The organism is Allofournierella sp. CML151 (genome assembly GCF_027853465.1).
Lineage (GTDB): Bacteria > Bacillota > Clostridia > Oscillospirales > Ruminococcaceae > Allofournierella.
Genome location: NZ_JAPNNW010000059.1, coordinates 1 through 254 on the forward strand (window position 1 = coordinate 1; position 254 = coordinate 254).

The following is a 254-nucleotide window of genomic DNA, read 5'->3' on the forward strand; positions in this document are numbered from 1 at the left end:
TCTGTGTCATGCGACACCGTGGGCTTATGCGGTATTAGCAGTCGTTTCCAACTGTTGTCCCCCACTCTGGGGCAGGTTACTCACGTGTTACTCACCCGTTCGCCACTAAGCTTATAAGTCGTCATCCCGAAAGAATCAAACAAACAAGCTCCGTTCGACTTGCATGTGTTAGGCGCGCCGCCAGCGTTCGTCCTGAGCCAGGATCAAACTCTTCATAAAATGGTATTTAAACCAGATTACTCTGAATTAAATCG

Annotated in this window: 1 rRNA gene; it reads right to left on the reverse strand. The window is 48.4% G+C overall.

What is annotated here, in order from left to right:
• Positions 1–219: ribosomal RNA gene (locus PH256_RS15235) — 16S ribosomal RNA — on the reverse strand; the annotation flags it as partial.
• Between the last annotated feature and the right edge of the window lie 35 nt (positions 220–254).